Source organism: Bacillus cereus group sp. N14 (assembly GCF_016483555.1).
Classification (GTDB): domain Bacteria; phylum Bacillota; class Bacilli; order Bacillales; family Bacillaceae_G; genus Bacillus_A; species Bacillus_A wiedmannii.
In genome coordinates this window covers 70813-94085 of the sequence record NZ_JAEHBQ010000017.1, presented here as the reverse complement: position 1 = coordinate 94085, position 23273 = coordinate 70813, and the positions used below count along the sequence as shown (strand labels likewise).

The window sequence follows — 23273 nt, the reverse complement described above, 5'->3', positions numbered from 1 at the left end:
AAAAAGAAAAGTTTTTGATTTTATTATTAATTATTTCTTGACCTGAAACGCTTTTCATAAATTATAAATAAGGAGTACTTCACGAGATCAGTATGAAAACGATACCTTTTGTTTATAATGAACTCGTGTATTTATAGAAAGTGGTGAAGAAATAATGAAATTAATCGCAATTGATTTAGATGGAACTCTTCTTTCAGGGAATAAAATGATTAGTAAAGAGAATGCAGAAGCAATTCGAAAATGTCAGGAAGCGGGTCATGTTGTAGCAATTTGTACAGGACGTTCTATCGTCGACATTGAAAGATTGTTGTTAGAAGTTAATTTAGAGTGTCCAATTATTGCGGAAAATGGTGCGCTTATATATAAAGATAAAAAAATGATGAAGAAATATCCAATTCAAAATATGCAAGCACTTGAGATTGTAGAATATCTTGAAGAGAATGGCTTATATTATCAGCTCTATACTGATAAAGGTGTGTATGTACCGGATTATGGAGTAGAGAGTGTACGTAATGAAATCGAGTATGTGAAGAATTCAAAAGAAAATTTTGACTTGAAAGAATTAGAAACGATTGCAGCTTTATACCTTGAGCATACAGCATTTCATAGTGCAGAAAGTTGTAAATCAATTGTAGAAACTGATATACATGTGCATAAGCTTTTACCATTTTCTTATGACATAGAAAAATTAAAAAAGTTAAAAGCAGCGTTTCTGCATAATACTGATTTAGCAATTACATCTTCATATTGGCATAACTTAGAAATTAATCATCGAGATGCTCAAAAAGGAAATGGCTTATATACTTTAGCAGAACATCTGAATATTCCGGTTGAAAATACTGTAGCGATAGGTGATGGGCTAAACGATGTATCCATGATGGAAAAAGCAAACATATCAATTGCAATGGGGAACGCAGTCGAAGAAATAAAAGCAATGTGTAAATACGAAACTTTATCAAATGAAGAACACGGTGTTGCACATGCTTTATATAAATATGTAATGTAATATAAAAAGAAAAAAAGAATCCAAATGGATTCTTTTTTTCTTTTTATTAGGGGTAAGGTATTCTATGAGATTCATAGAAGCCTTATTACTTTTTATTATATAGAATATATTGGAATAAATGTTTATATTTTTCATATTAATTGTGAAAATTTTATGAACTTTATATTTTTTGTGTTTTTATACTACTACAAGCGATATGAATAATGCTATTGTCATAGTTAAATCTATGCATGAGGGCGCGTTTTCGGTTGCTTGTCAAATTAAAATTGGTGTTTGATGGAATACATAGTGATTAAAGTTTCATTTTATACGTAAATTCTTCTCTTTTTAATTGAAAAATAAAATTTGTTCGAATAATTATTCTGCAGCTATATACCTAAAGGCACATTCTTCGTATAATGGAGAAGTATAAATTTTGAATTTGTATTAATTTTACATATTGGGGTGAAAAAGGAATGAATGCGCGGCTAATGGAACTTATTGATGTGAGTACAATAGAAACCATGGCAGAACAGTTTTATAAATTAACCAACATATCACATCAACTTCTTGATGCTGAAAAAGAATGTATATTTTCTTTTGGAATAAATGAGATGAAAATATGTAAACTTCCCAAAATTGAAATCCCCATTTTTTTATACAATCAACATTTAGGATCTTTTGTAGTATGGTCAAACAAAAGTGACATTTTCAATTGTCAAAAATACTTTGAAATGCTTTCAAATCTAATTATAGATGGGGCAACGAAGGTATTTCAAAGTGAAAATACAACGTTGCTTTCTCGAAAAGAGGAGGAACTGCACACGATTTTACAAAACATGCCTGTTATGGTTGATGCGCTTGATTATAATGGAGATTTTGTTTTGTGGAATCGGGAGTGTGAAATTGTAACAGGTTATACAGCTGAAGAAATAATAGAGAATCCAAATGCCCTACAATTATTGTACCCAGATCATAATTATCGTCACCAAATACAAACGAAATTTTTAACTTGTGGAAAAAATTTCAGAGATTGGGAAATGCACTTAACATGTAAAAATGGTGAAATAAAAACAATCATGTGGTCCAATATATCAGAACAGTTTCCTGTAACAGGATATAGCTACTGGGCTGTCGGAGTAGATATTACACATTTAAAAGCGATAGAAGACCAGTTAAAACAACAAACGTCTGAATTGGAATTAATTTTTAAGGCTTTACCAGATTTATGTTTCTTAACAGAAGATGATGGCACAATTATAGATTATAAAGCAGGATCCCCTTCGAAATTTTACGTACCGGCACAAGCTTTTATGGGAAAAAAGTTTTTCGAAGTATTACCATCTCCAGTAGCACAGCAATTTCAGGAAGCAATTCATCAAGTGAAGGAAAAAGGGACGAATGTAATTGTTGAATATCCACTTACAATTAATGGGAGTGTCGATTTCTTTGAAGCTAGATGCTTACCATTATTACATGATAAAATTATGATCATTGTACGCGATATTACAGAACGGAAAAAGACAGAGGAATTGCTAAATAAATCAGATACACTTGCAGCAATTGGTCAATTAGCAGCTGGTGTGGCTCATGAAGTGAGGAACCCATTAACTGTCATTAAAGGGTTTATACAGTTATTTCAAATTAATAAAGAAGATCAAGAAAAATATTTTGATTTAATGCTTTCTGAAATTGAAAGAATAGAAGCGATTCTTCAAGAGTTTTTATCAATTGCTAAAACAGATGAGATAAATACAGAACAAAAAAATATTTATCAAATTTATAATAATGTCGTATCGTTAATGAATACAAAAGCAATTATGACGAATATTCAAGTGGAACTATATGCAGACAACAAAGACATAAGCATTGAATGCTCAGAAAATCAATTGAAACAAGTGTTTATTAATATTTTGCAAAATTCAATCGAAGCTATGCCAGATGGCGGGAAAATTACAATTCATATTAAAGAGATAAACGATGAAGGTGTCATTATTCATGTAATTGATGAAGGAATAGGGATACCTGAAGATAGAATTAAGAGATTAGGTGAGCCTTTTTATAGTACGAAAGAAAAAGGTACCGGTATCGGATTAATGTTAAGTTATAAAATCATTGAAAGTCATCAAGGGAATATAAGTATTATGAGTGAAGTTGGAGTCGGGACAACAGTAACGATTTACTTGCCGAAAGCTCAGAGTGAAAAATCTCTATCAAATTATGATGATAGATTCGAATCAATACGCAATTATTAACTCTTAAATTACTAAATCCCCAATAACCAAAAGTTAAGCTTTCGGTTATTGGGGATTTTTATATTTAATTTAGTAAACTTTACCTTTTCTTAACCTTTGTTTTAATTTCTATTAAGTTTTTATCAGTATATTAATATTTGTGCAAAGTACTGTATAGAAAATGTGCATTACTTTTAATATATAGATTCAATTATTATTAGGAATTCTGTAAGAAGGAGATTATGACAAGGTGAAAAAGCATGAGAAAAAAAGTGGTAGAGCAATACCGACGCGGTTAAATATTTTATTTCTTTGTGTATTTTTATTATTTTCTGCAATGATTATACAGTTAGGTAAAGTGCAAATTTTCGATGGAGAGACTTATAAAAATGAAGTAGAAAAGAGAGAAAATGCAACTGTGAGCCTATCTGTCCCACGTGGAAAAATATTTGATCGAGAAGGGAATCCAGTTGTTGATAATACATCTTTACGCACGATCACGTACACAAAGATGAAAGGCGTAAAATCAGAAGATATATTAAAAACCGCAAGACAACTTGCAGACATAATTGAAATGCCGCAAGAAGATATAGCTAAGTTAACTGAGACAGATAAGAAAGATTTTTGGATGCTATTAAATCCAAAGCTGGCTGAAAATCTAGTATCGAAAAAAGAAATAAATACATTTAGAGAAAAGGATATTAGCGGCAAGAACCTTGATAAAAAAATAGAAGAGTTAAAAAGAAAACGGGTTACAGATAAAAATCTTCAGGAATTAACAGAGAAAGATATAAAAGTGTTAGCTATTAAAAGTAAGATGACTTCTGGTTATCAAATGGCTCCTCAGATTATTAAAAAAGATGTTAGTGAAAAGGAATTTACTATAATTAGTGAAGGTTTAGCGAATCTCCCAGGTGTAGACGTATCGGTGGATTGGGAGAGAGTGTATGTAAATGATGGATTATTCCGATCTGTTCTTGGAAATGTTTCTAATTCCGATGAAGGATTACCAGGGGAGCGATTAGATTACTACTTAGTACGTGATTATAGTCGAAATGATAGAGTTGGAAAAAGTTATATCGAACAGCAATATGAAGATGTACTTCATGGTTCAAAAAAAGAAATAAGAAGTGTTGCAGATAAACAAGGTAATACAATAAGAACCGAAACTGTTTCTGAGGGGAAGAGCGGTAAGAATTTAACTTTAACAATAGATATGGAGCTGCAGAAAAAAGTAGAAGAAAGTATTGAAAAAATATTAAAGGCATATAAAGGGTCAGAATCCATGTTGGACCGTGCTTTCGTTGTGATGATGAATCCGAAAAACGGACAAGTATTATCCATGGCTGGGAAAAGACTTGTAGAAAAAGACGGGAAAACAGAAGTTGAAGACTATGCATTAGGCACAATGACTAGTTCTTATGAGCTTGGATCAACAGTTAAAGGTGCGACAGTTTTAACTGGATTTGAAACGAAAGCTATAACTCCAGGTACATATTTTTATGATGCACCTATGAAGTTTAAAGGAACTAAGGAAAAAAAGTCTTGGAAAGATTTTGGTAATATTGATGATTTAAGAGCGTTACAAGTCTCTTCAAACGTTTATATGTTTAATATAGCATTAAAAATTGCAGGTGTGGATTATGTGAAAAATAGTTCATTAAATATTAAACAGGAGTACTTTGATAAAATGAGGTATTATTTCAGGCAATTTGGATTAGGTGTTCCAACGGGTATCGATTTACCAAACGAAACAGCTGGACAAATTGGTAAAAAAGACAATCAACCTGGTTTCTTATTAGACTACTCAATTGGCCAGTATGACACATATACTCCGCTTCAACTTGTACAATATATATCAACAATCGCAAACGGTGGATATCGAATGAAGCCACAAATTGTTCAAGAGGTAAGAGAGCAAACGTCGCAAAAAGATGAGATTGGTAAAGTGGTGCATGCAGTAGAACCAATCGTTTTAAATAAGATAGATATGAAAGAGGAATATATAAATCAAGTAAAAGAAGGATTTAGAAGGGGATTCCAAGAAGGTGATGGAACAGGAGTAAGGGCGTTCCAAAAAGCATCTTATAAGCCAGCAGGTAAAACAGGTACAGCACAGACAGTATACGGTGGAGAAAGTGATATTGGAAGAAATGAAAAAGGTGAGCGAAGAGAATGTTATAATTTAACGTTAGCAGGATATGCGCCATATGATAATCCTGAAGTAGCATTCTCTGTAGTTGTGCCGTGGGTTATTAATGATAAATCTGGTATTAACTCTGATATTGGAAAAGAAGTTTTAGATGCTTATTTTGAATTGAAAAATAAGAGATTGACTGGAGAAACTATAAAAATAGATAGCTCTCAAGAAGGTTAAAACATATGAAATAGTACAGAAACTAGAGTCGACTTATTTAGAAATAGGTTCAAAATGGGTGATAGAGAGGTAAAATCATTCTATCAATTATTCACATTTTATAAAATAAATCATATATTGATAGCATAGGACAAGCTGAAAAGCTTATTCTAACCTCACAGAACACTCCTTATCACGGTTTGGCATCTACTTATGTAGATGCCTTTTTTAATTTAATCACTAACAATTATTTATCAACCTAAAGTCGCAAGCACATTAGGACTATTAGGTGAAGATTGACGGTAATAATTACAGTATGATTAATAAGAGTATTGAAATGTAAGGAGTGAGAGATAAGTGCTAAATATTTTAGTGGTTAATTTTCCAGCAGAGGGACATGTAAATCCTACATTAAGTTTAGTCAAAGCCTATACTGAACGAGGTGATCACGTACATTATATTACGACAGAACAATTTAAAGGCAGAATTGAAGATTTGGGAGCTACTGTATATACACATCCAGATTTATTAAAGGAGATTTCTATTGATTCTGAAACTCCAGATGGGCTGAATTCTTTCTTTCGTGTACATGTTCAAACTTCTTTATATATATTAGAAATTACGAAACAATTATGTGAAAACATACATTTTGATTTCGTAATTTATGATATATTTGGCGCTGGAGAGTTAGTAAAGGAGTATTTACATATTCCAGGCATAGTTTCTTCTCCTATATTTTTAATTCCTCAAAATTTTTTGGAAACATTACCTTTTCATCCAAATGCAGAAATACCATTCCAACCTGATAAAATTTCTGAACAGTTACTATATCAAATGGAACATGAATTTGGAGTAACGCCTAAAAATAATCTTCAATTTATGCATAACAAGGGAGATATTACTCTTGTGTACACAAGTCGCTATTTTCAACCTAATAGCGATTTATTTGGAAGAAATAACATTTTTATTGGTCCTAGTATTTCAAATCGTAAAACAAATGTAGAGTTTCCACTTGAATTGCTTAAAGGTAAAGAAGTTATATATATTTCAATGGGGACACTGCTTGAAGAGCTTGAACCATTCTTTAATACGTGCATTGATACTTTCTCGGATTTTGATGGAATAGTTGTAATGGCAATTGGTGATAGAAATGATCGTTCTAAAATTAAGAAAGCTCCAGACAATTTTATAATTGCTTCATACGTACCCCAATCAGAAATATTAAGTGAAGCAGATGTTTTTATTACACATGGCGGCATGAACAGCGTACACGATGCTATTTATTTTAATGTCCCATTTGTCATCATTCCACATGATAAAGACCAACCAATGATAGCGCAAAGATTAACTGAACTTGAAGCAGCACATCGGTTATTGAAAGAGAATGTTAATGTGCAAACGTTAAAAGAAGCGGTAACAGATGTTCTTTCAAATAAAAAGTATAAGCAAGGTATACGAAAACTGAATGATAGTTTTTTAGAATGTGGTGGTTCAAAAGAAGCAATTGCAGTGATTACATCTCTTTTAAATAAATAGTTTAGACAATATAAAAGCATAAAGGTTAATCCTCTATGCTTTTATATTATTATCCTGCAAACTGCACAGCAGTATTTGCATGTAAAAAAGCGGTATCAAAAACAGGTACAGTAAGGTCGTTTTGGGAAATGAGCAATGGTATTTCAGTGCAGCCTAGCAATATACCTTCTGCGCCGTTTTGAATTAATGAGTTTGTGATTTGTAAAAGTTTTTCTTTTGATGTTTCTGAAATAATTCCTTTACTTAACTCATTTAAAATAACATGATGAATAAAATTTCTATCCTCTTCAGTCGGGATGATTGTCTCAATGTTATAATTCGCTAGACGTGATTTATAGAAGTCTTGTTCCATCGTTTGTTTCGTACCCAATAGTCCGATACGCTTTATATTTTGCTCTACCATTTCTTTAGCACTTACATCACCAATGTGAAGAAGTGGAATAGATATTGCATTTTCTACTTCTTCAGCAAATAAATGGACCGTATTGGAACACATTAATAAACAATCAGCTCCGGATTTTTCAACCTTTTTTGCAACTGTGACTAATTCGTTTTTCACTTCTTCGTATTGATGATTTTGTAATAAAGTAGTTACTTCACCAAAGTCCATGCTATATAAAACAAGCTTCGCATTTTGATCGTATTGAGAGAGTGTAAGTGTATTAATATGTTTATAGTATAACGATGTAGATTCCCAACTTAGTCCACCAATTAAACCGATTACTTTCATCGTACATTCCTCCCGTTACTATTTTGAATCCATTATTTCATAATTCCGATAAGAATACAATGATTTAAATGTACAGTTAAATGAAAAATAAAAATAATTAGAAAAGTATTGAAATTTATACTTATTAGTGCCATAATACGAATTACAAATTAATACTTATCCAGAGAGGTGGAGGGAACGGCCCTATGAAACCTCAGCAACCCCTATATAAATTTATAGGAAGGTGCTAATTCCGCAGAGGACACGATGTGTTTTTTGGAAGATAAGAGGATTCTTGAACGTGAAGAAAATGACCTCTTATGTAAGGGGTCATTTTTTGTTGTATAGAAAGGGAGTGTCGATGCATAATTCATTTTCAAAATAAATATAGAGTAATAAAAGTTGACTAATACGGGAGGGGAATTGTAATGAACAAATTATCAACAAAGTTAGTAGTAGCAATCGGAATTGGAGCGGCATTATACGGGATATTAGGACTTTGGGGATTTTCTATTGCACCCAATACATTTATTAAACCTGCATTAGCTATTTTAACCGTTTTTGGAGCGTTATTTGGTCCAGTGGCAGGACTTTTAATAGGACTTATTGGTCATACCGTAACAGATACAATCGCTGGATGGGGTATTTGGTGGGGTTGGGTTATTAGTTCAGGCATTATCGGCTTTGCAATGGGACTCATTCAAAAAAGAGTTAGCTTTAGTGTGAAAAACGGTATGTATAATAAGCGGGATATTTCTTATTTAGCCATTACTGGGTTAATTGGTATTGTCATTGCTATTATATTTGCTGGGGCATTCGATGTTATTGTGATGGGAGAACCATTTGACAAAATTGTTATACAAGTATTAGGAGCAACAATTGCTGATGTTATTGTATTTCTAGTTCTTGGATTGCCAATTACAATAGGTCTAGCTAAATCTAATAAGAAACATACACATTTAAAAATTGAAAAGTAGGGATGTTAACATGCAACCAATCATTTCTTTTGAACAATTCAGCTTTCAATATGAACATGCTGCGCAGCCTACTGTAAAAGACATTACATTTCATATATACCCTGGAGAAAAAGTACTAATTGCTGGACGAAGTGGTTCAGGGAAGTCAACGTTAGCTCATTGTATAAATGGGCTAATCCCCTTTTCTTATGAAGGGATTAGTACTGGTAATATTTTAATTGCCGGAAAAGACCCGAGGAAAGAGAGTGTTTTTGAACTGAGTAAACAGGTAGGAACAATTTTGCAAGATCAAGATGCTCAATTTATTGGTCTTACAGTAGAAGAGGACGTAGCTTTTTATTTAGAAAATGAATGTGTAAATCAAGATGATATGAAAAAGATTGTTTCGGACTCATTAAAAAAGGTAAAGATGCATGCTTTTCATAAACAAAGTCCACATGAATTATCAGGAGGGCAAAAACAAACTGTTTCTTTAGCAGGTTTGTTAACAACAAATGCTGATATATTATTGTTCGATGAACCGTTAGCAAATTTAGATTCAGCAAGTAGTTTACATACGATAGAACTTATTAAAGGCATACATAAACAATATAATAAAACAACTGTAATTATTGAACATCGAATAGAAGAAATGTTAAACCTGGATTTAGATAAAATCATTTTAATGAATGAAGGGGAAATTGTTGCGATAGGGACACCAGAAGAGATTTTAGCGTCAAATATATTACCATCTATCGGCTTAAGAGAGCCTATGTACGTAGAAGTATTAAAGAAATTGCAGTTTGATGATAATAATGACGTAATATACTACCCACTTGAAAATCTTCAAAGGGAAAGTGTTCGTAGCGTAATAAATGAGTGGATGGAGAAGCAAGTTTCTTTTAAAGGTACTCCTACAAAAAAAGAATTATTGAAAGTAGAGAATTTGTCATTCTCCTATCCTAATAAACAAAAAGTATTGGACAATGTAAATTTCTCCATATATGAAGGTGAAATTGTAGCACTTTTGGGCCATAATGGAGCCGGTAAATCAACATTAGCTCATAGTCTTATAGGCATAAACAAAACAAAAAATGATAGGATTGTATTTGATGAAGTAAATATCAATTCTTGGTCTATTCGTAAACGTGGTGAGGTTATATGTTATGTGATGCAAAATCCAAATCATATGATTACACAACCTACTGTTATAGAAGAGGTTTCATTTTCATTAAAATTAAAAAAGTTTTCAAAGGAAGAAATTAAGCTTAGAGCGGAAGAAACATTAAAACTTTGTGGTTTGTATCCATTTCGAAATTGGCCAATTCAGGCATTAAGTTATGGACAAAAGAAGAGAGTAACGATTGCATCTGTACTAATAGCAAATCCGAAACTTATCATATTAGATGAACCGACAGCGGGACAAGATTATTATCATTATAAACAGTTTATGTCGTTTATTAGAAAACTAGCTGTACAGGGAATATCTTTTATTTTTATCACACATGATATGAATCTCGCTTTAGAATATGCAGACAGAGCGATTGTTCTAGATGAAGGGGAAATTATTGCGAATAATTCCGCGTCCGTTGTATTAGGGGATACAGAAACGTTACAAAGGGCGAACCTAAGAGAAAGTTCTTTATTGAAACTAGTTAAATTTAGTGAGATTTCATATCCTGAAAGGTTTATGGAACATTATTTTGAGGATATTAGGAGGGAGGAAGATGTATAGTACATATTTTCATCGCATGGATGAAGCAGTGAAATTGTTGTTATTTATTTTTTGTATGACACTTACTTTTTTGTTTTTTGATTTTCGTATATTGTTATTTGTATTTATGATTGGATGTATCGGACTACTTATTGCTAAAATCCCATTTCGTAAAATTTGCCTTGTTTTTACTGTTATATTTACATTTAGTTTATTAAATTCTGTCATGATTTTATTTATTACACCAACTCATGGATCTGAATTAACCGAATCATATACTTCGTTTTTACATATCGGATATGCAACAATTACATATGAAACATTATTTTATGCAGCTACACTTTCATTAAAATATTTTACGTTATTACCATTTACACTTATTTTTATATATACGACTGATCCAAGCAAATTTGTGAGTAGCTTAAGTAAATTTCGAATTCATTATAAGATTACATATGCAATAAATATTGCATTACGTTATATACCTGATATTCAGTCCGAATATAAAGTTATTAAACATGCGCAAGAGGCGAGAGGAGTAGCTTTTGAAAAAGGAGAAGCAAGTTTATGGATTCGTATAAAAAACCGTGTCTTAATTTTCTGGCCTTTAATTATTCATTCACTAGATAGAATCGATACAGTTTCAAATGCAATGGATTTAAGAGGATTTGGAAAGAAGAATACACGAACTTGGTTTTATACAAATAAAGCGAAAAGCGGGGATTTCATTGCTTTATTTGTAGGTGTTTTTATTTTAATTGTTGCAGTGTATTTAAAGTTACATGTATTTCAAAACTTTTGGTATCCATTTTAAAGCACTCTCAAATGAGTGCTTTTACTTATTTTTATGTGGACATGCTCAAAAAAGGGATATTTACATAATGTATAATACGAACCAGTTAAAATGATCAACTACCTATTAGTTTTCAAACCAAAAGGAGGAGAAAATATGAGTTACGGTGGTTCTTGTGGTTTTGGTGGAGGTTTCGCGTTATTAGTTGTGTTATTTATTTTATTAATTATCGTTGGATGCAGCTGCTGGGGCGGAGGGTACTAATTTCTAATTAGTTTCCACAAATGTAAACTTAAAAAACATAGAAGATACTTATGTATCGAAACAAATAAAAAAGGAGCAATTATGCTCCTTTTTTATTTGTTTTCAGATGAGTTCATATTACATTTCGGCAATGTAATTGTCAAAGTTGTACCTTTATTAATAACGCTTCGGATTTTTAAACTACCTTGCATCGTTTCAATAATCTTAACAGCAACCATTGTACCTAATCCTGTACCTTTTGTTTTTGTGCTAAAATAGGGTTCGCCAAATCGATTTATTTGCTCTTGTGACATACCAATTCCGCTATCCTCAATTCGTATTATAACTTTATTATTACTAATAGATGAGGAGATATGTAAAGTACCACCATTAGGCATTGCTTCAATACTATTTTTTATTAGGTTTAAAAAACATTGTTGAAAGTGCTGTTTATTACCAACAATTGATGCCCTAGAGAAATCTTTCGTAATATGTATTGTATTCATATTACATAAAGGTAAGATCATATTAATAACTCGAGTTAACTCTTGTTCTACTGAAATATGATCTGATTTTTCTGAAGCAGGTTTGGCAAACGTTAAATAATCATCAATAATTCCTTGTGCACGATGTAACTCTTCAAGTATATGTTCAATATACTCGTCTCTTGATTCTGGAGTTAAATTAGGTGTTTTTAAAAGTTGAGTAAATCCTTTTACGACAGTTAAGGGATTTCTTACTTCGTGCGATATACTAGCAGCAAGTTGGCTAACAATCTCCATTTTTTCCATTTTAATCATCTTCGATCGCATACATACTGCATCTTTTAAAACTTCATTAAAATAAATGACAAACAACATCAAAATGGTTGGTAATATTATGAAATAAATAATGTACAAATTATTCACTTCAAAATCTGATAAAGTTAATACAATTACAGTTGTGAATATTGCTAGAAAAAATGTTAAAAACATTCCATAAGCTACTTTAATTTTTCTATTATACTTATTAAATTTTACGGATGCGAATGCTGTAACGATAAACATTGTGCCATAAACTAGTATTGTTAACATACTAAATCCATAAAATGAAAATCTTGTAATTAATAAAATAGCAAACAATATGATACCTACAGGGAAGCCACCATAAAGCGTACCTATTATAACTGGTATTTGTCTTAAATCATGAATACAATTTTCATCCATATAAATAGGATAGCGCATACATAAAATAAGAGGGATACTCGTACAAAGTATAATAAGTAGTTTTTTATATTTCTTTAAATAGCGTCCGCTATCATATATAAAATAAAAAATAAATATGCTACTTAAAATGTAAAGAAGATTATTTAATACGTTTTGATTAATATAAACAAAGTTCATAATATTTTCCTCGTTATTTTGAATTTCCATTTTATATGTATTATACATGATTATAGTAGAAACTTTATGTTTTTAATAATATGGGTTATATCTTTTCAGCATTTGCCACGTTTATCCACTCTTCATAAAATACTTTAACTGATTCATATCGTTCAGCTCGGCTTTCATTTACAGCACAATACGCTATTTCATATAAATCCCTACTTGCTTCCCATTTTGTAAAGGAACGATCTTTTCCACCTCCTAAAATTTCGAAAGCCATCGCCCCCATATTAAATACATTTGTTCTTGCATCAATCATAGCGTTTAGCTCAAATTCTTCAGGAGACATAAAACGCGAGGAACCCCATAATCTTCCCATTTTATTCACGTATGGTTTTTTAGAATATAAATCAATATCACAAATCTTCGTCTCATTTGTATGGAAATTATATAAAATACTACCGTCATAAAAATCTATTGCTACATAGTTTTCCTTTTCGACATATGTATGGAAAGAAAACATAGAATTTAAGGATTGAATTCGCTCCAAAACAGATAAATGCTTATATTTATAATAAGGAGAGTTTGGATTTTTATATTTCTCAGGAGGTGGGAAACTCCAATGTGAATGAAGACATTCGCCATCAAACCAATCAAAAATTAAGACATATCCAGATTGAACGGGAAAATGTTCAATTAATTGTATAAGTGACTCATGCTTTAATTCTTCATATAAGGAAACTGAATTTTTTAATCTATCAATTGCATCGCTGGTCTTTCCATTATATGCAATTGTATGTGCCCCTGCATATTTAATAAATTTCTTATGACCATCTTTTTCTACACCAAAAGATAGATTTCCTGAATCTTGCTGGTCAAAAACCGCAAATACGGTTCCTAATTTCATAAGCCAATCAAAATTATGATGTTCTTTTAATTGGAATGTTACTTGATTTAATTGAATTTCAACTGGAATATCTTTCATAATATACCTCACATTTATTATAATTAAGTTATATATTTCAGTATTCGACATATTTTGTAAAAATCCTATGTTAATCACATGAAATTTTATAAATATAATAATAAACACTTATAAGAGGGTGAACAATATGGAACAACAAATTGTTATTAAACCATATCAAAAAGATTGGTATGAAGAGTATGTAATAGAAAAAGAGAAATTTATTTCATTATTTGGAGGAGAATGTATTGCTATTGAACACATAGGGAGCACATCTGTACAAGGATTAGGAGCGAAACCTCTAATTGATATGATGATTGGCGTAACGGATTTACAAATTACTGAAAAGTGGATTGAAGATTTATTAAAGATTGGATATGAGTATGTTCCAAAAGAAACACCTAATCGACGTTTTTTTAGAAAGGGAAAATGGAGAGCTGGTACCCATCATTTGCATGTTTATATTTATAATAGTGACGAATGGAAAAACAATCTTTTATTTCGAGACTTTCTAATAAAACATGAATGGGCACGTAAAGAATATAGAGAATTAAAAGAGAAACTTGCAACTACATATCCTTTTGATCGTGTTTCATATACAAAGGAAAAGGCACCATTTATTCAAAGGATTTTAGAATTGGCCAAAACTCAAAAAAATTAAAATTATAGATTCTTATCTAAAAAATTTTAAAAACTCTTCCTGTTTTATTTATAGGGAGGTTTTTTTCTTTTGTTATAACGATATACATTATTTCTAATTATTGGAGGCAGATTATTTTATTTATTTCGATATTTCTAGTACATTGAAAATATTAAGGGGGAATTAAACAATGAAAGCTATTGTACATCAATATAAAAAAGGTATAAAAGGATTAGAATATAAATTTTCATCTGAAACAAATCCTAATGCCGGTGAAGTAAAAGTAAAATTAAAAGCTGCAGGATTAAATCATAGGGATTTATTTATTATAAACAATAGAAAAGAAATGGAGCTGCCGTTAGTAATAGGGTCAGATGGTGCAGGTATTGTTACAGAAATAGGAGAAGGTGTTTCAGCTGATTTATTACAAGCCGAGGTTATTATTAATCCTAGTATTGGATGGGAGAATATTGCCGAAGTACCAGAGTTACCAGAGGTGTTAGGGGGACCAAAAGATGGAACGTTTGCTGAATATGTAATAGTGCCCGCTGAAAATGTAGTGGGAAAACCGTCATATCTTACTTGGGAAGAGTCTGGCGTTTTGGCTTTATCGGCACTGACTGCATATAGAGCGCTTTTTACAAAGGGTAGATTGAAGTGTGGAGAACATGTTTTAATTCCGGGGATAGGCGGCGGTGTAGCGACATTTGCCATGTTATTTGCAAAAGCAATTGGCGCAAAAGTAAATGTTACGTCAAGGGTAGAAAACAAAAGAAAGTTTGCCGAAACATATGGCGCAGACTTTTCTTTTAATAGTTCTGGAAATTGGGAAGAGAGTTTATGCGGAGGAAAAGTAGATTTAATAATTGATAGTATAGGTCCAGCAACATTCATAAAATACTTTGATGTATTAAACCCAAATGGGAGAATTGTTAATTTTGGTGCAAGTTCAGGAGATAAAATAGAATTGCCTTTAAGAGCGTTATTTTATAACCAAATTGATATTATGGGAACATCTATGGGTAGCCGTGAGGAATTTAATGAAATGATTAGGTTTATAGAGAAATATAAGATTAAACCAATTATAGATAAAGTTTATTCGTTGGAAGAAGCAATTCAAGCGTTGAGCCGTATGGAGCAGGGAGAACAGTTCGGTAATATCGCTCTACGTATGGAATAAAAATATGATTTAATAACCTATGTTTTTATATGTATATGTTATGTAATATATACACTTTTAGTTAGTGGATTATATGATTTTAAAGGTTTTTCCATCATATATATTTTTAATGCATGTAAATAGTTACATAATTGTCAAATGAAAAATAGTAACATGAATAAAGTGAAAATCTAAATGTGTGTAAATGTTGTATACTGTGTAAATCAAGTAAACTTGTATCTTAATTTCAAGTAAAACAAGAAATTGTAAGGAGAGAGTAATGTGAATTACACAGTATTTCAATGGATAAACAATTTAGCAGGTACATCTGTACTCTTAGATAAGGTAATGATTGCTATTACAAATAGTGCTGCATATGTGGCTATTCTATTCATGCTTATCTTATGGTTTCATAACGGAGAGAAAGAGAATGCGATAAGAAAACAATATACAGTGTTGTATACGACACTTTCAGTAATAATTGTATTGCTAGTAAATGTTTTTATTCATTTAGTATACTATCATCCACGTCCTTTTGTATCATATGATGTGAATCAATTAGTACCCCATGCAGAAAACTCATCCTTTGTTAGTGATCATTCTGTACTTGTATTATCGATTGCATTCATGTTTATTCTTAGAGGAGAAAAGTTAAGATATATTGCACTTTTGTGGGCAGTATTAGTTTGTATATCACGTTTGTATGTAGGTGTTCATTTCCCTTTAGATGTAATGGGTGCGGCTGTAATAACGATTTTAACAAGCTGTTTATTATTGCAGAAAAAACGTATATTTGAACCAATAGCAAAACTTGTTTTCAAAATGTATGCATTCGTAGCGAAACGAATTCGTTTTTTAGAGAAATATAACCATGTAGCTTAAATTTCATAACTAGCCTTCTTTTATAGCTTAGGAAAAAATCCCCCTTTGGAAATTCAGAGGAGGATTTTTTGTTGTATACAAGTGAATAGATTACTTGCAATAACAATTTGAGTGTTATGCAGAAAAAATAATAGAATGAATATTCTTGAATTTCACGTACTGTATTTTAAGTATTTAAATAAAGTGACAATAACTATAACTAGTTTCACATTGTTTTAAAGGAATTCATACGAAAACTTCGAAACATATAGTATTGAAAGTAAAAATTACATATTTTAAAGCGCATCTTTGCATGTATCAATTAAAAAGAAAGGAGCGAAATATGCATAAACTTCAAACGAATAAAGGCGCGCGGTATTTTATGGTTGCTTTTATTGTTTTGTTTCTTATTATGCTTTTGCGTTTTTTCTATATTCAAGCAGTAGGGGTCGTCCATAATGTAGATGTAAAGGACCTTGCAACTGAACAACATAATAAAAAGGGTGTTTTGGAAGCAAATCGTGGCACAATATATGATCAAGCTGGAAAAGTATTAGTCCAAGATTCCACAACTTACCGTGTTGTTGTGAATTTAAAAGGAACAAATAAAGTGAAAAATAAAGATGAAACCGCAAGGCAATTAGCTGATGCGCTTGAAATTGATAAAGAGGACGTATTAAAAAATTTTCATGATGGACGTACGCAAGTTGAAATCGGAAAAGTTGGTCGGAATTTATCTAGAGAATTGAAAGAACAAATCAGGAAAATGAAAATTCCGGGTGTTTCTTTTATGCCAGAGAAAGCAAGAGTGTATCCAAATGAAGATTTTGCATCTTATATTCTTGGTTTTGCTAGACCTGACGATAAAGGAAATACAGAAGGGAAATTCGGACTTGAAAAGAGTCTGGATAAATATTTGCGCTCGACAAATGGGAAAATAGAATATGTGGGAGCACGAAAAGGCATCCCCCTTACAAATGATATAGGAAAAATAGAACCCGCTAAAAATGGAAATAACGTGTACCTTACGCTTGATAAACAAATTAATAGTTTTTTAGAAGAAGCGATGAATAAGGCACAAGATCACTATGATCCTTCTATGTTATTAGGTATCATAGCGGATTCAAAGACGGGGAAAGTGTTAGCTATGTCTAGTAAACCTAGTTTTAACCCTAATAAAGGGGATATTGAATACTTTTTAAATGATCCAATTGCCAATGCATATGAACCAGGTTCAACGATGAAAGTATTTACGTTAGCTGCAGCAATTAATGAAGGTGTATATAACGGGAAGGAATATTTCCAATCTGGAAAATATTCAGTTGGTTCATCTGATATAAAAGATCATAACGGTGGATTTGGATGGGGATCTATTACATTTGATGAAGGGTTTGAAAGATCATCCAACGTAGCTTTTTCTATTTTAGAAGATCAGTTATTGAAACCGGATAAATTTAAGCAATATATGAATAAATTTGGATTCAACCAAAAAACCGGAATAGATTTACCTGGCGAAAGTAAAAATACATTATTATTAAATACACAAATTCAACAAGTCACAACTTCTTTCGGACAAGGTTCTACAGTAACTCCCATTCAATTAATCCAAGCAGCTACTGCTATAGCAAATGACGGAAAAATGATGCAACCATATATCGTTGACAAAGTTGTAAATCCGACAAACAAACAAGTTATTATGGAAAATCAACCGAAAGAAATTGGGAATCCGATAAAAAAAGAGACAGCGAACGGGGTAAGGAATTTAATGGAGCGTGTTATTACGTCATCAAAAGGTACTGGTACAATGTATAAAGTGGATGGTTATCCAATAGGAGGTAAGACCGGAACAGCGCAAATTCCGAATCCTGAAAATGGACGATATATGGAAGGGAAAGAAAATTATATTTTTTCATTTTTAGGTATGGCTCCGATTGATGACCCAGAGTTAATTGTATACTTAGCTATTAAACAGCCAAAGTTAAAGGGAGACGAGTATGGAGCTCAGCCGCTTGCTGAAATATTTAAACCAGTTGTGAAAAATAGCCTTGAATATTTAAAGGTGAAACCATATACAGAAAAACAAATGGCAGATGCAACGAAACGATCCCAATTAAAAGTACAAAACTATGTCAATCAATCAATGGATACAGTAGAGAATAGTGTGAAAAAAGAGAAGCTTCAACCGATAATTTTAGGCGAAGGAAAAATAATAAAACAATATCCGCAATCTGGGGAAGTAATGAGTGAAGGGGATCGTATATTTTTATTAGGGAAGAACGCAATAATGCCAAATTTACAAGGTTGGTCAATGCGTGATGTTATGTATTTCTCTAAATTATTAAAATTAGATTTAAAAACTACAGGTACGGGCTATGTAACGAGTCAGAGCATTGAAAAGGGACAAGATATACAAGAAGGCGATGCATTAGAAATAGAGTTAGAACCACCGTTACAACCGTTAGCAGAGGCGAATACAAACTAATTCGGACAAAGTGAAGGGTCTATATACAATAGGCTCTTTTTTTATAGATTTAAGTAATTTCACGCACCGTAATTTTTTAAAAAAATAATAAATAAGATAATCACCAGTGACATGTCGGTAAATATCTGATTATTTTATATTTACAGTTAAATAAACTTGTGATAATATGGGGAAAATCAAATGCAGTGAAGAGAAGAGTAAATAAAATGAATTTTTCACAGAGAGCTCCATTTAGCTGAAAAGGAGTAAAAATTCTTTATTGAACCAAGCCTCTGAGCAGCACATCGGAACCTTTTATTAGGGGATAGTGTGACGGGAGCTCCCGTTATAGAGCTATGGTATAAGCATGAATTAGAATGCAGTACCTGATAAGGTTAATATGGCGACATATTAACAAACTAGGGTGGCACCGCGATGATAAATCTCGTCCCTAAGACTAAAAGTCTTGGGGGTGGGATTTTTTTATTGTTTCACAACAATTTGGAAAGCGGGGGGCCTAAAATGAAAAACTTACTTAAAGATTGGAAATATCCATTTTTACTACTGTCTGGAGTTGGTATTGCGAATTTAGGGGCATGGATTTACTTAATAGCACTAAATGTACTTGTCTATAATATGGGGGGATCAGCCTTAGCTGTTGCTACTTTATATGTAATTAAACCATTAGCCGCTTTATTTACAAACGCTTGGTCAGGAAGTATGATTGATCGTTTAAATAAACGGAAGTTAATGATTCACCTCGATATATATCGTGCGGTATTTATCGCTATTTTACCGTTACTTCCATTACTTTGGGTTGTTTATGTATTCGTATTCTTTATTAGTATGGCAAATGCGATTTATGAGCCTACTGCTATGACATATATGACGAAATTAGTTCCAGTAGAGCAAAGACAACGTTTCAACTCATTACGTAGTTTAATAGGATCTGGTGCATCTTTAATTGGTCCAGCGATAGCGGGAGTATTGTTAATAGCAAGTACACCGGAGTTTGCTATATATATAAATGCTATAGCATTTCTCTTATCAGGAGTAATTACATTGCTGTTACCTAATCTTGATAAAAAATCCGATATTACTACGTCAAATGATAAGTTATCTTTAGCTGTACTAAAAAAAGATTGGAACATCGTTTTAAATTTCAGTAAAAAATCTTTATATATCGTTTTTGTGTATTTCTTATTTCAAGGGATGATGGTTTTAGTTGCCGCAACTGATTCACTTGAATTGTCATTTGCGAAAAAAGTTTTATTGTTAACAGATAGTGAATATGGCTTTTTAGTTAGTATCGCTGGAGCCGGGTTTATTTTAGGAGCTATAACAAATACAATTTTATCCAAAAAAATAGCGCCTTCATTTTTAATTAGAATAGGATCATTATTCATAGCAATCGGTTATTTAATTTATGCTTTTTCAAATGAATTTTTAATAGCTGCTATCGGATTCTTTATTTTATCTTTCTCTATGGCGTATGCAAATACAGGATTTTATACCTTTTATCAAAATAATATACCTGTCCATATGATGGGACGGATTGGGACTATATATGGGCTTGTGATTGCGGGCATCACCATTTTAATTACGATTTTGTTCGGAGTCGCAACTCAATTTATTTCTATACAACTTGTGGTTATTTTAGGCTCACTGGTAATGCTGCTTATAACTATCATATTATGTGTGTTTATTTTATTGCCATCACAGTCTAAAGTGCATTCCTCTGAGTCAATCAATTCAAAATAGTAATCTTGGTTTTGATTTACGGTATTCAATAGGAGGGTTTACCCTCCTATATATGGAAATATAAGAAAGGTGAACAATATTGATAAACGAGGGTGGTTTTTGTAATGAAAACAAAAGATCAAATAGACAGCATTGTAAAAGAAATGCATCAGTATATAGATTTCTCTGGGGTAATTTTAGTAAAAGAAGAAAAAGGCTTAGTCTATGAAGAGGCATTTGGTTACGCAAATCGCAATGAATGTATAAATAATACGCTACAAACAAGGTTCGGAATTGCCTCCGGTTGTAAAATATTCACTGCTATCGGTATCTGTCAACTTGTTGAAAAAGGTGTAATTACTCTTCAAACAAAGTTAAAAGAGTGTTTACGTATAAACTTTCCAAACTTTAATGAAGATATTACAATACATCATCTTTTGACGCATAGTTCGGGTATTCCGGATTATTTTGATGAAAGTATTATGGATAACTTTGAGGATCTTTGGAAAGAAACTCCTATGTATCTATTAAAAAATTTAAAAGACTTCTTACCATTATTCCAAAACAGAAATATGATGTTTGCACCTGGAAGTAAGTTTCATTACAACAATGCAGGTTTTATCATACTTGGATTAATAATCGAAGAACAGACAGGACTTAAATTTACGGAGTATATAGAAAAAAACATATTCAATCCAATTGGTATGAATGATTCTGGCTATTTTTCTTTAGATAGATTACCAAGACACACAGCTCTAGGATATATAAAAGACGAAATTAACCAAAATTGGAGAACAAACGCCTACTCTATACCAATAAAAGGTGGTTCTGATGGTGGTGCTTTTATTACTGCGCCAGACATGCTGAAATTCTGGGAAGCGTTATTTAACTATGAAATCATAAGCCGAGAATATACAAACATACTTTTAACTCCGCACATTCAAGTAAATAAAAATCAGTCTTACGGCTATGGAATATGGATTGAAACAAGAGAAAACAAGATATTCAAATATCATGTAATGGGATATGATCCAGGAGTCAGTTTTCGCTCAGCCGTATATCCAGGTGTAGGAATTACATTAGTTATTCCATCAAATAAAGGAGCAGGACCCGAAAAATTAATGACAGAAATAGAAGGAGCTTTTTAATTATATGGATATAGAAATTAGAGCGTATAGAAAAGAGGATGAAGCTGGTTGGGTACGTTGTCGTGTGTTGTCTTTTTTAGATACAGCATATTACGATAATGTATTTAGAGCGAAAGAAAAATATGAAAATCCTGCTATTGAATTAGTAGCAGTATATGAAAATCAAATTGTGGGTTTAATAGATATCGAATATGAATTAGAAGAACGTGCAGTTTGTTCAAGAGGAACTGGTCTTGGCGGCATGATTTGGCATATTGCAGTTCATCCGGATTTTCGTAGAATGAAGATTGCTAATCAACTATTAAATGCGGCAGAAAAGTTAGCGAAAGAACTTAACCTAAATCGATTGGAAGCGTGGACTAGGGACAATCTATGGGTTCACGAATGGTATGAAAAGAACGGATTTGTAAACGTAGATTCATATTTACATGTATATTCCGATCATACAGACGAGATAAAAGGTGTAATGAAAAGTAACGTTGATCAGTTATATCCAGTTCAAACATTTGCTCATTATACAGGTGAAAATAAAGAAGAGATAAGAAAACAATTTAAACGAGTTCACGATTGTTTTTGTTTTGAAAAGTATTTTAACTAGAAAACATTTATTTTATAAATAAATGTTTTCTAGAATGAAATATAATTCTATACAAGTGAATTTAAGAACATTATATTTATATATGCATATTTATAAAATATTACTATGATAGGATGTGTTAACAGTTTGTATATGATCAATGGTAGTGTGTTTATCATAATAGGAGTTATCTGTTATTTGATTGTACGAAGTATTTTTATTAGAATGAAAAGTAAAAAAGGTGTGAATTGGTGGAAAGAACTAATTAGTTTTCTATTCGTAATATATATTGGTATGGTTGTTGCAATAACTTTATTCCCTATTCCAATCGGTTTTCCAACTAGTTTTGGGCATATAAGACTTTCAATCAATAGTATCCCCTTTGTTTCAATTATTAAAGATATTGATAAAATAGGAATTGCTTATGATGGTGATGTTCTATTTATGATTGGCCTCATCGTAAGAAATGTAGGTGGAAATATTTTATTATTAATGCCTTTAGGATTTTTAGCACCAATTATATGGGATAAATTCAAAAAAATTAAAAACACTATTTTATTAGGTTTAGCTATATCAATTAGTATTGAGTTATTACAACTAACAGAGTCTTTATTTAGTGGATGGGGACGTATTACTGATATTGATGATGTGATTTTTAACGTTATAGGTTCTATTGTAGGATATTTTATTTATAAAATCACTTTAATGCTAGCTAGTAAATTTAATATTCAAGTATTAAATAAGACTCATTCTAAAGGTGTAGAATCTATTGATAATTGACAGTTCATACGGGTTAATAGATATGTTTGTTTTGAATAAAGATGCTAACAGAT

Annotated in this window: 19 protein-coding genes, 1 riboswitch and 1 other annotated feature; of the genes, 16 read left to right on the top strand and 3 right to left on the bottom strand. The window is 31.7% G+C overall.

What is annotated here, in order from left to right:
• Positions 1-154: 154 nt before the first annotated feature.
• The 4 genes from JDS82_RS21400 to JDS82_RS21385 all read left to right on the top strand — a co-directional run bounded on the left by JDS82_RS21400 (position 155) and on the right by JDS82_RS21385 (position 7111).
• A complete protein-coding gene (locus JDS82_RS21400) occupies positions 155-1006 on the top strand; it encodes a Cof-type HAD-IIB family hydrolase (RefSeq protein ID WP_075307162.1) in 852 nt (283 codons plus the stop codon).
• Positions 1007-1461: 455 nt separating this feature from the next.
• Positions 1462-3240, top strand: coding sequence for a PAS domain-containing sensor histidine kinase (locus JDS82_RS21395; RefSeq protein WP_000994060.1), 1779 nt, complete (start codon positions 1462-1464; stop codon positions 3238-3240).
• A 229-nt stretch (positions 3241-3469) separates the two neighbouring features.
• Positions 3470-5596 carry a penicillin-binding transpeptidase domain-containing protein gene (locus JDS82_RS21390; protein WP_199713903.1) on the top strand — a complete coding sequence of 709 codons (2127 nt, stop codon included), beginning with the start codon at positions 3470-3472 and terminating at the stop codon, positions 5594-5596.
• Positions 5597-5932: 336 nt separating this feature from the next.
• A complete protein-coding gene (locus tag JDS82_RS21385; protein ID WP_199713902.1) occupies positions 5933-7111 on the top strand; it encodes a macrolide family glycosyltransferase in 1179 nt (392 codons plus the stop codon).
• 49 nt (positions 7112-7160) lie between these two features.
• Here the strand turns inward: JDS82_RS21385 and JDS82_RS21380 are convergent, their stop codons facing one another.
• Positions 7161-7841, bottom strand: a complete 681-nt coding sequence (locus JDS82_RS21380; protein ID WP_199713901.1) for an aspartate/glutamate racemase family protein — start codon at positions 7839-7841, stop codon at positions 7161-7163.
• Between the two features lie 153 nt (positions 7842-7994).
• A riboswitch (SAM riboswitch) is annotated at positions 7995-8110 on the top strand.
• Positions 8111-8248: 138 nt separating this feature from the next.
• Here JDS82_RS21380 and JDS82_RS21375 point away from each other — a divergent pair.
• The 4 genes from JDS82_RS21375 (at position 8249) to JDS82_RS21360 (ending at position 11547) form a co-directional block, all read left to right on the top strand.
• Positions 8249-8797 (top strand): ECF-type riboflavin transporter substrate-binding protein, encoded by a 549-nt coding sequence (locus tag JDS82_RS21375; protein WP_001038205.1) that lies wholly within the window; start codon positions 8249-8251, stop codon positions 8795-8797.
• A 10-nt stretch (positions 8798-8807) separates the two neighbouring features.
• On the top strand, positions 8808-10511 hold the full coding sequence (locus JDS82_RS21370; protein ID WP_199713900.1) for an ABC transporter ATP-binding protein: 1704 nt from the start codon (positions 8808-8810) through the stop codon (positions 10509-10511).
• Positions 10504-11304, top strand: coding sequence for an energy-coupling factor transporter transmembrane component T family protein (locus tag JDS82_RS21365; protein WP_199713899.1), 801 nt, complete (start codon positions 10504-10506; stop codon positions 11302-11304). The genes JDS82_RS21370 and JDS82_RS21365 overlap by 8 nt, the downstream gene beginning before the upstream one ends.
• 135 nt (positions 11305-11439) lie before the next feature.
• The gene (locus tag JDS82_RS21360) at positions 11440-11547 is read left to right on the top strand and encodes a YjcZ family sporulation protein (protein WP_000120182.1); all 108 of its coding nucleotides are present in this window, start codon (positions 11440-11442) and stop codon (positions 11545-11547) included.
• A gap of 92 nt (positions 11548-11639) precedes the next feature.
• On the opposite strand, the gene JDS82_RS21355 is transcribed toward JDS82_RS21360, so the two are convergent.
• Entirely contained in the window at positions 11640-12908 is a 1269-nt protein-coding gene (locus JDS82_RS21355) for a sensor histidine kinase (RefSeq protein WP_199713898.1), read from the bottom strand.
• An 85-nt stretch (positions 12909-12993) separates the two neighbouring features.
• Positions 12994-13875: a protein kinase gene (locus JDS82_RS21350; protein WP_199713897.1), complete on the bottom strand. Its 882-nt coding sequence runs from the start codon at positions 13873-13875 to the stop codon at positions 12994-12996.
• Positions 13876-14002: 127 nt separating this feature from the next.
• Between JDS82_RS21350 and JDS82_RS21345 the strand changes: the two genes are divergently transcribed.
• From JDS82_RS21345 to JDS82_RS21310, 8 genes are all read left to right on the top strand, one after another.
• Positions 14003-14515 carry a GrpB family protein gene (locus JDS82_RS21345; RefSeq protein ID WP_075307176.1) on the top strand — a complete coding sequence of 171 codons (513 nt, stop codon included), beginning with the start codon at positions 14003-14005 and terminating at the stop codon, positions 14513-14515.
• A gap of 169 nt (positions 14516-14684) precedes the next feature.
• Positions 14685-15674 carry a zinc-binding dehydrogenase gene (locus tag JDS82_RS21340; protein ID WP_075307177.1) on the top strand — a complete coding sequence of 330 codons (990 nt, stop codon included), beginning with the start codon at positions 14685-14687 and terminating at the stop codon, positions 15672-15674.
• A gap of 261 nt (positions 15675-15935) precedes the next feature.
• Positions 15936-16535 carry an undecaprenyl-diphosphatase gene (locus tag JDS82_RS21335; RefSeq protein WP_075307178.1) on the top strand — a complete coding sequence of 200 codons (600 nt, stop codon included), beginning with the start codon at positions 15936-15938 and terminating at the stop codon, positions 16533-16535.
• Positions 16536-16857: 322 nt separating this feature from the next.
• Positions 16858-18996: a penicillin-binding protein gene (locus tag JDS82_RS21330; protein ID WP_199713896.1), complete on the top strand. Its 2139-nt coding sequence runs from the start codon at positions 16858-16860 to the stop codon at positions 18994-18996.
• Positions 18997-19172: 176 nt separating this feature from the next.
• Positions 19173-19431: a binding site (T-box leader), on the top strand.
• Between the two features lie 66 nt (positions 19432-19497).
• Positions 19498-20736 carry an MFS transporter gene (locus JDS82_RS21325; RefSeq protein ID WP_199713895.1) on the top strand — a complete coding sequence of 413 codons (1239 nt, stop codon included), beginning with the start codon at positions 19498-19500 and terminating at the stop codon, positions 20734-20736.
• A gap of 104 nt (positions 20737-20840) precedes the next feature.
• Positions 20841-21863, top strand: coding sequence for a serine hydrolase domain-containing protein (locus JDS82_RS21320; protein ID WP_061671988.1), 1023 nt, complete (start codon positions 20841-20843; stop codon positions 21861-21863).
• A 4-nt stretch (positions 21864-21867) separates the two neighbouring features.
• A complete protein-coding gene (locus tag JDS82_RS21315) occupies positions 21868-22461 on the top strand; it encodes a GNAT family N-acetyltransferase (protein ID WP_199713894.1) in 594 nt (197 codons plus the stop codon).
• Positions 22462-22587: 126 nt separating this feature from the next.
• A complete protein-coding gene (locus JDS82_RS21310; RefSeq protein WP_199713893.1) occupies positions 22588-23220 on the top strand; it encodes a VanZ family protein in 633 nt (210 codons plus the stop codon).
• Positions 23221-23273 lie beyond the last annotated feature (53 nt).